The organism is Candidatus Omnitrophota bacterium (assembly GCA_016929445.1).
GTDB lineage: Bacteria > Omnitrophota > Gorgyraeia > JAFGIU01 > JAFGIU01 > JAFGIU01.
Genome location: JAFGIU010000120.1, coordinates 1 through 8,715 on the forward strand (window position 1 = coordinate 1; position 8,715 = coordinate 8,715).

General features: G+C 54.4%; 4 protein-coding genes and 1 tRNA gene. All 5 read left to right on the plus strand.

Annotated features, from left to right (window positions below; translation table 11 throughout):
* Positions 1-674 precede the first annotated feature (674 nt).
* Positions 675-753: transfer RNA gene (locus tag JW937_09400), tRNA-Asp, on the plus strand.
* A 140-nt stretch (positions 754-893) separates the two neighbouring features.
* Entirely contained in the window at positions 894-1,295 is a 402-nt protein-coding gene (locus tag JW937_09405; protein MBN1587623.1) for an Rrf2 family transcriptional regulator, read from the plus strand.
* Between the two features lie 9 nt (positions 1,296-1,304).
* Positions 1,305-2,060, plus strand: coding sequence for a sulfite exporter TauE/SafE family protein (locus JW937_09410; GenBank protein ID MBN1587624.1), 756 nt, complete (start codon positions 1,305-1,307; stop codon positions 2,058-2,060).
* A gap of 98 nt (positions 2,061-2,158) precedes the next feature.
* Positions 2,159-2,788 carry a hypothetical protein gene (locus JW937_09415; GenBank protein MBN1587625.1) on the plus strand — a complete coding sequence of 210 codons (630 nt, stop codon included), beginning with the start codon at positions 2,159-2,161 and terminating at the stop codon, positions 2,786-2,788.
* Between the two features lie 243 nt (positions 2,789-3,031).
* The coding region (locus JW937_09420) for a glycogen/starch/alpha-glucan phosphorylase (protein MBN1587626.1) at positions 3,032-8,715 on the plus strand (5,684 nt) is incomplete at its 3' end.

Below are 8,715 nucleotides of genomic sequence, written 5' to 3' on the forward strand. Positions count from 1 at the left end.
GGCGGTTAGCTCAGTTGGCTAGAGCGCTTCCCTTACAAGGAAGAAGTCACAGGTTCGAGCCCTGTACCGCCTACCAAGTTCAGAATGACGTAACGCGGCAGTGGGCCCAGCAGCAGATTCTCTGGGTGGAGGTTGTTTTGGGGCAACACCCCAAAGAATTGGCCGCTGCGCTAGCGTTTCAGTCAAGCGAAGTAGTTCTTGTTTCGGCAAAAGCCCCATCTGGCCGGATAGAATTAGTCAGAAGGATAGAGTCTGCATTGTAACTGAATGGCGAACGGGGAGCCTTCAGCGCCCATGGCGAAACGTGGCGCCTGCCCCCCCCTTCCGGGTTGTGTCCTCCGGCTCAGCAGAGCTGGAGCCTCCGGACGTCTGGATAAAAACCGGATCCTTGGGACGGCTAAGCGGGTAAAATTACATATCTTGTTTGCTCAAGTTATCTTACAGAACCTTGACTCCGGTGGGGTCTCCGCTATAATAGGGACTTTCGACCAGCCGGATATCGTATGGGTAGTTCGAGGGAAAATGGCGCAGATTGTCGGCAATACAAGGCGCGCGACCGAGGACCCCGCAGGCGTATCCGGTGTGATACATCGAGGACGGCCGAGGGAGCGCAACGTAGTAGTGACGGTAAGTTGCGGTGTTTTCCCCGGAGTACCTATGCGATATTCGGCTTTGGACCCGTGGTGTAGCCTGGCCTAACACATCTGACTGTCGATCAGAAGATCGCGAGTTCGAATCTCGTCGGGTCCGCCATATATAAATCCACACCCCAGAGGGAGATGCGATAACCACGCGCATTTCCCTCTTTTTGTTGAGCGCAGGGCCAACGTAGCCAGTTGATTTCACTTTTATTGTCTATTAAGCTAATAGACAAAGGAGGCAATTGGAACTCTATGAGGCTGACCACAAAAAGCGAGTACTCTTTGTTGGCGCTTATCTTTATCGCCAGGCATGAGGACAGCGGGTTTGTCAAAATCGAAGATATCTGCATTAAGTATGACATCCCCAAGAAATATCTTGAGCACCTCATGATGGTATTGAAGCAAAACGGCTATACCAAAACTCGCAGGGGAGCCGGAGGGGGCTATAAGTTGTCACGTCCGGCCAAGAGTATTTCTGTGGCTGAGGTCATCCGGCTAATGGATGGTGCGTTGGCGCCCACGGATAGTGTGAGCAAGTTTTTCTATTGGGAGACACCGCTTCAAAAAGAAAAGAAGATCATCCGCCTGTTGAAAGACATTAGGGACTATGTGGCAACGACGCTTGAAAAAGCAAGTCTTGCAGATCTGGTTTGAGGAAGCCCGATGGAAATCCGCTATTTATTGTTGATCCCGCTGGCCTTTATGTGCGAGTTTGTCGATTCCAGTCTGGGCATGGGCTATGGTACGAGCCTGACTCCGCTCCTATTGCTCCTTGGCTTTGAGCCTTTGCAGATTGTGCCCGCTGTCCTTCTTTCTGAGTTCGTTTCAGGCATTAACGCAGCCTTTTTCCATCACACTGTCCGTAACGTGAATTTCAAGCCCGGGAACAAAGATGCCAAGGTGGCTTTGGTACTGACCGTATTTTCAGTGATTGGCACCACCGCCGCGGTCTTTGTTGTTCTAAACCTGCCCCAAAATATCGTTAAGCTTTGGATCGGGGTGATTATCGTGTTGATGGGAGTCTTTATCCTGGCGACATTGAATCGCAAGCCACGCTTTACATGGAGAAAAATTACCGTGCTTGCGACCATCGCATCTTTCAACAAAGGAATGAGCGGAGGCGGCTACGGGCCTTTGGTGATGGGAGGACAGCTCTTGTCCGGCGTCGGGGTCAAGAATGCGGTTGGGATCACATCCCTCGCAGAAGGGATCACCTGCCTAGTCGGCGTGGTGCTCTTCTTTATCCTGGGCAAAGAAGTGGACTGGGTGCTGGCCCCGTGGCTGATGGCTGGGGCAGTTCTCTCAGTGCCTTTTGCAGCCCACGCCTTGAAACACATCCCTGAAAGAGCGGCAAAGGTGGCGATCGCTTGTGTGATTTTGATGCTCGGAACGCTCACCCTTTGGAAGGCGCTTGCCTAGTTGCCCATCCCGGAGTCTATCTAAAGGTGTATAATATCAGGCCAGCTTGGATTTGCCCGGATTGGATGACCACGGTGTTTAACGGAGGAAACGAAGAAATGAAGAATTTTATTTGGGCAGGCGTCTTGGCAGTTTTTTTGGTGGGATGTTCGGGGCAGCCGGAGACAGTGTCCTGGCCTCCGGCCACCGGGGTCAATGACGAGCTGGCGGCCCGGATTCCGGAGGATGCGCAGCTCATCGGCGGGATTGCCGAGGATGATCCTCTCTCCCAAGAGGGGATGTCGGTGCTTGGCGCAGACGGGAATTTTTGGCCCCAAAAGGGTGAAATGCGCATCACCGGAGGCTCGATGCGCACTCAGGTGGGGGAATTTGAGAAAAGAGCCAAGTTCACGGATTGGGATTTTGTCTATAAGGACAAGAACCAAACGGAGAAACTGGCCTGGGGTGCGACTTTGACCTCCGGAGATCTGCTCCTGCCCGTTGAATTCTTGACTCAGGCCCCGGAAGGAATCTATGCGGAAAATCGTTTTGAGGTGCAAGACTTCGGCGACAAGTTTGTGCTGGTGCACTTGGATCCGGCAAAAGGACACCGGGTGTGTGTGCTTTCAGGCGGATCGAATATGTATCCGACTATCGGTGCGGTCGGGTCTGTGGCGGAACTCGACGGGGTGGCTGTCACAAGGCGCGAAGACGGTTGGTATCAGGGATCGCGGAAGGTCAGTGAGTAGAGAGTGAGATTGGGTTCGGGTTTTGAAGTCCCGGATGGGATTGGGGCCGCTGAAGCAGGAGAGTTCAGTGGCCCCTTTCTCTTGCTTATGAGAAATTACATTTATTAAGACTTGAATAATCGAATTCGCTCGGGTACACTTGATACTGGTGTATCGCCTCGTGGCGGGGAGGCGAATAGGTTCCCCCAACAGGTCACTCCCACCCATAACCCAGAGGTGGATAATCGCAGACGGATGTCTTCTGTGAGACGATTCGATCGCTTGTGGTTCAGGCTGGCTTCCTTGCTGATGGTTCAGGTCCTCTGCTTGAGTCCTGTGGATACAGCGCTGGCAGTTCCGCCAAAGTCCTTTGACTCTTCCCATACTTCACTTGCCGTTCTGGTCGATGCAGAGGAGGAGATTCACTCTCTGAAGGATCCCGGGGAAGAACGCCGCCGGGACTACCTCTCACTCACCATGCTTCTGACTGCCGCGTGTACTCCGGCATGGAATCCCATCGATTATTCAAACCTTCTTAGCGACAGCGTGCGCCAATTGTTTTTGGACCGCCGGGAGGCTCTGTCCGCCGCATTGGCCCAAGATCCCGCGCGCACGGCTCTTGATCGGCTGAAGGTCTTTTTTGAGCAATGGACATTGTCCGCCGAACCCGCACCGGTCATGCGCTGGTCGGGGCGAGGCATGACTGATGAGCAGCACCAGCTTCTCAAAGAAGCGATTGCGGAATACTTCACCCAGGTGCATCAAATCAAGATGCGCCGGGCTTTAAGACCCGGGGATCCGGAATACGATGCTTTGGATCCGGAGAAAGCCCTGGCTGCGCAGGATGCAACGATCTGGCTGTTGCCCGGTTTGATTCAGCGCATTCAGGAGTTGGCTGCAGAGCGGGGCGTTACAGACATTCCCGCAGATCTTTGCGTGCATCCGGGCACCAGCCGTTCCCAGTTGGTCATGGATCCTGTGGATATGCGGCGCGTGGTGGGCCGAAACCAAGAGTGGCGCCGGGCCTGGGCAGCGCACGAGGCCTTTCATATTGCAAATCCCCTTGCCACTGAAGCCGATGTCCGGCGTCAAGCGCCTCTGCCGCCTGCGCTTGACGGCGAGGATGCTTCCTGGCCTGTGCTGCAAGAACTCTGGCGGCAGATTCACAACATAAGGCCCGAATTCCAGCCCTTTCTCATTGTGCCTGGGAATGTGCCCAGAGCTTCTCTCGAGGAGGGCTCGGGCAGAATTTTGTTGAGCCGGAGATTGGCGGAATTGATGCTGGTGGACCATGCCGCGCAATCCAACCGCTCCGGCGAAATTCTCCGTATCGATTTAATGCTGGAAAAGGCGAGGCGTCTTGTCAGAGATGGCCGCGGCGCGGATGCGTGGAATCTGGTCAACGAGCAACAACCCAAACCGCCCGGGGATGATCCGCAGGTCTACACGAAACTCTGCCGCGAATTTATCGGAGGGGTGCTGGCTGCCGCGCAGGGGCAGGAAAGTATCTCGGCCGAGAATCTCATTCAATCGGTTGAGACTTTGGAGACACAATTGCTTGATTACCCTCACTGGTTTGTGCGCTTGCGAGCACTGGCCGCCTACACTCGCCAGGGGTATGTGAAAGGCGAGGACGAGTTGGTTATCCGGGGTCGGATGTGGTTGCCCGGGGATTTTATTGCCTTGTTCAAGGAGGTATACGGCGAGAGTGGTCTGCAGGATCCCCGCCTGGACGGGTGGCTATTGAATTTTGAAGCGCGTTGGGATGCAGAGTGGGATGCCTATCTAAACGGGAGAGAGGGATATGCCGGCTTTGTTTACGACAAGCTCTTTGAGGTCAAGGTGGACAGAAGCAAGTCTGAGTTTTCGCATTTGGCTCCGGCTCCTGAGGCGCGCGGGATTCGATTCCGGCTATCGGTTGAGGGATTGAGGCAGGGTCTGCCCCAAGAATTTGAGAGAGTCTTCGAGTCTTCCGCAAAGGGCTATATCGAGCTGATTGAAAAATTGGCACGTGCCTTTGCTTGGGATGCGGAGTTGCAGGAGATTTTGCCGCAGGACCGGGATTGGACAGAGCTCCCGCAAGCGGAGTTGCAGGAGACTGCAAGAATCTTACAAGAGCGCTTCCAAGACCGTCTTTTAGAGACGGTCCTCGCATATGCCCTGGATAATCCGGACAAGGTCTTCTTCTCCTCAAATGCGCTGGAGGACCGGCACCTGGGGCAGTGGGGCAATACCGTGACCATTGAGGACACCAGAGTATCAATCGATGATCTGAAGGGAGGGTGGACAGTTCGTTATCCATCCACTTTGGATGAAGAAGGCACCCTTTCCTGGCTTATTGCCCCGGATCTCAAACCCGGGGCCCAGCCCAGACACTTGGAGTATGTTTTTGGGATTTATGTCGAACAGAACGGCAGAAGCGTGGATGTGCTTGTTCCGGATCTTTCGGTCAAGGACCCGAAGAATGCAAGCTCCAATCGTCGCATTGAGATTAAAGCCAAGAGCTCTCTTCGGAATCCGTTGTCTAGGCCTCTGTACGACCGGCTCGCTCACACCGAATCCCGGACAGGTGCGCTGACCCTCCAAATCAATTTGGATGCAGAGACCCCGAGTCTGGAAGAACTGCGCGCCCAGGGCAAGAGCCGGATCCGCTGGCTGGCGGAGAATTTGGACAAGTACAGCGCGTATGACCGGCTATTACTCAATCCGGGCACTTTGACCCTTCAGACTTTGCCGTGGTTGAGCGGCTATGCGCCGGCAGCCTTGGCCACGGAATACGGTACGCCGGAGGACTTTAAAGCGCTGAAGGATGCAGCCAAGAAAGCGGGCATTGAGTTGATGTATGACGCGGTTTTGCACACGGATACGGGCTTGGGCCGCCATGTGTTTCCGCCGGAAGACTACTTGCGTACGAGTCTGGTGCGCGAGGGCAGGGAGATCAAGGGAATAGTCTCCCCCTGGGCCTGGCGCCTCGACAATCAGAATCCGGATGCCGGAGCCAGGATCGATTGGTGGCTTGAAGCCGTTGGGATAGACAATCTTCGCCTGGATTTGGGGGGCTCCTGGTCCCAGTACTTGATGATGGAGCTCCGGAATCGCGGTTTTCATCTGGTTGCCGAATGGTTCGGCCACGAAATCCAGGAGCCCTGTGACGAAATCTACTGGGAGGGATTTTGCGAATCCAAACCGGAGGTGGATTGGAAATCCGCCAGGGATTTGGATGTGACTTTTGAGGGCTTGGAACATGGCTTGAACCAGTACATCAAGGGCTTTGATCCGCGCCGCGGGCATAAGAGGGCCTTGATTGTGTTTGACAACCACGATCAATCCGCCTATGAAGGCGGGCTGGGCTCCTATGGCCGTGGACTGGCTCCGGAGCAAGCTACCGAGAGAATGAAGGCAGTCTATGCAGCGGCCATGGTTTTGCATCTGAAGCAGCCCAAACGTACCAGTGTTCTCGAATACAGGCCGGATCGGCTTGGATACAAGAAACACCTTCCCTTTATGTACGGAGGGCCCGGGGATATTGACCTGGAGGCAGAGAAGGACGAGGAGTACGCGGCATTCCACAACGGGCTCTTGGAATTTGTGAGTCAAGCCAAGAGGGATGGGGCTGAATTTGTTTCTGTGGACACAGGGAATCCCTACGTCGGCGGGGTTGAAATTGTGGCGCAAGGCCGATCACAGGTGCTTTTGACGAATCTTTCCGGCTTTGCCCAAACGGTGCGTTTGAGGTTAAAAAATGGACAAGTTTTCGAAATGCAACTTGCTCCGTATCAAGTGGTGCGCGAGGATTGGGATGCGCTGCTGAATCGGGAAGAGTGGGAGCGCGAGCTCAGGCGTTTCGAGGGCGCGGATGAAAGCAAGTTTGAGGAAGCGAAGCAGGTGCTTCGAAACAAGCACATCCTCGAAGTGACTGTGGAAATGGCTTTGCCGGATGCACTGCTGCAGAGGATCAATGAGGACATCGCAGAGTACGGGGAACTGACGGAAGATGACTGGCGGGCCATAGCCATGTCCACCTCTGTAGGCGGAATAGGGCCTTTGTTGCGCGAACGCACCGTGGCACAAGGGGATTTCTCAGACAACACTCAAGTGACTACCGTTTCCTTGCTCTACGAAAATGTCTATTTTCAGGAAACCCTTGAGGATGGAAGTGTGGAGCTGGTCAAGCGACCTGTCGCTGACAAGCTTAAAAAATATTTAGACCACGAAGACGAAGACGAATTCCAGCTCCAGATGTTCGACGGTTCCTGGGTTACGGTTTATGTTTGGAAGGTGCCTGAAGGTAGTTATGGAGGAGCCTCGGGTTATTTCTTGGAAATCCCCGGGCTGACAGATGTGGTGTATCCAGGCAAGCCAGAAGCGCCCGAGGACGTCGAGGACAAGGAGCGTTGGGAAAAGGAAATGCGCCTCCGGCAGAATTGGGCTTTAGGGCGTGCCTCGCTCAAACTGACCAAGGTGATTCAAAAAATTAAGCCGGACATCGTGGTGATGAGTGAAGCCAATGCTCTATTCGCGCAGCCGAAGCTCGGATGTATAAAAGACGAACTCTCGGAGGACCCCTGGTTTGCCGACACCTTAACCGTCTTTAACGATCACACCCCACTGCCTTATGCGCATCCGCTGTGGGACGAGTCCATCCTTAGCTTTCTCGGTGTGGATCGCGGTTGGCTCGAAGGTTTGCCCGTTTGGGTGGAAAAGGATGGCAAGCGCTTTGTGGATGCAACAGCCCTGATCATCATGATTGCCGACGGGGTTTATGGGGTGGCTGAAAAACATGCGGATGTGATGAAAGACATGCCGGAGCTGGCTCCTTTTGTGGACAAGATCCGGGCTATTACCAACGGCGTGAGTCCTCATTCCTGGCCGGATGAAGCCTTTGTGGCCCTTTATCAGCGTTTGGTTGAATTGGACACGGAGCGAGTACTGCCGGCGGCCGAACGCAGGATGACTGATCAGGAATTGGCCGAAAAGGATGCTCAGCTCGATGAAGAGTTATTGGCGGCAAAGGATCAAAAGCGCGCCGGTCTGCTGCGATTCCTGGCGGAACGCCAGAAGACCGGAGATCCGGTCACGGATGGGGATCTGCTTGAATGGGCAGACCAGATGATTGTTGAGGATAATCCGGTCGTTATTTGGGATCGCCGCCTGGTGGAATACAAGCGGGTGGAGCTTCTGGCCGACGTTCTTGAAAATCCGGAAATGCGTGAAGCGTTTGTCCGGACCGGAATTGTCTTTGTGTTCGGCGGACGCATTCACCAAAACGACAACTATGGGAAAAATCAGTACAGCCGTATCCAACGCGCTTTGACCCAGGATGAGAGGCTTCGCAAGCAAATCAAGTTCTTTGACAACTTCAATATTGCCGAAGCGCCGGAGTTGTTCAGAGGCACCAATGTTTCGGTGATGCTGGCCGATGACGGCCGGGAGGCTTCGGCCACGGGCTTTCTGAAGGCCTTGATGAACGGGGCCCTGATCATCGCCAGTTGGGATGGTGCGGTCCCCGAGTTTTGTATCCCCTATGATCCGGAGCGTCAAAATTTTGGCGAAGCCAATGCCTTTAATGTGCCCTACGAAAGAAATCGTGAGGATCCCAACCAACCGGACCGTCCTTATGCCGGGGGTTTTCTTGCAGCCCTTGAGCAGTTTGCCGATGTTTACCGGAATCACCGGGCAGACGGCGGATATGTTTCCATGATGCGCAATGCGCTGCGCGAAACACCTCGGGTCAGTGTGGAGCAGACTGCCAAGAAGATGTGGGTTTTGTTTGCGGAACTGATTCAGGAGCAGGAAGAGCGCAGGCGTATGCAGGCTGAAGCCAGATCCGCAGCCCGAGAGCGCTGTGTTGAGATTGAACTGAGAGAGTTCAGTTGCAGTCCGGTGGATGCGGAGCGCTTGTTGTATGATGCAGCGCCCTTTGTATGGAAATATGAACAGGAGGCCAC

Excerpts from the sequence above, each read along its gene's own strand:
- JW937_09415 (MBN1587625.1), top strand. The coding sequence starts at position 2,159 with ATGAAGAATTTTATTTGGGCAGGCGTCTTGGCAGTTTTTTTGGTGGGA.
- JW937_09405 (MBN1587623.1), top strand. The coding sequence starts at position 894 with ATGAGGCTGACCACAAAAAGCGAGTACTCTTTGTTGGCGCTTATCTTT.
- JW937_09410 (MBN1587624.1), top strand. The coding sequence starts at position 1,305 with ATGGAAATCCGCTATTTATTGTTGATCCCGCTGGCCTTTATGTGCGAG.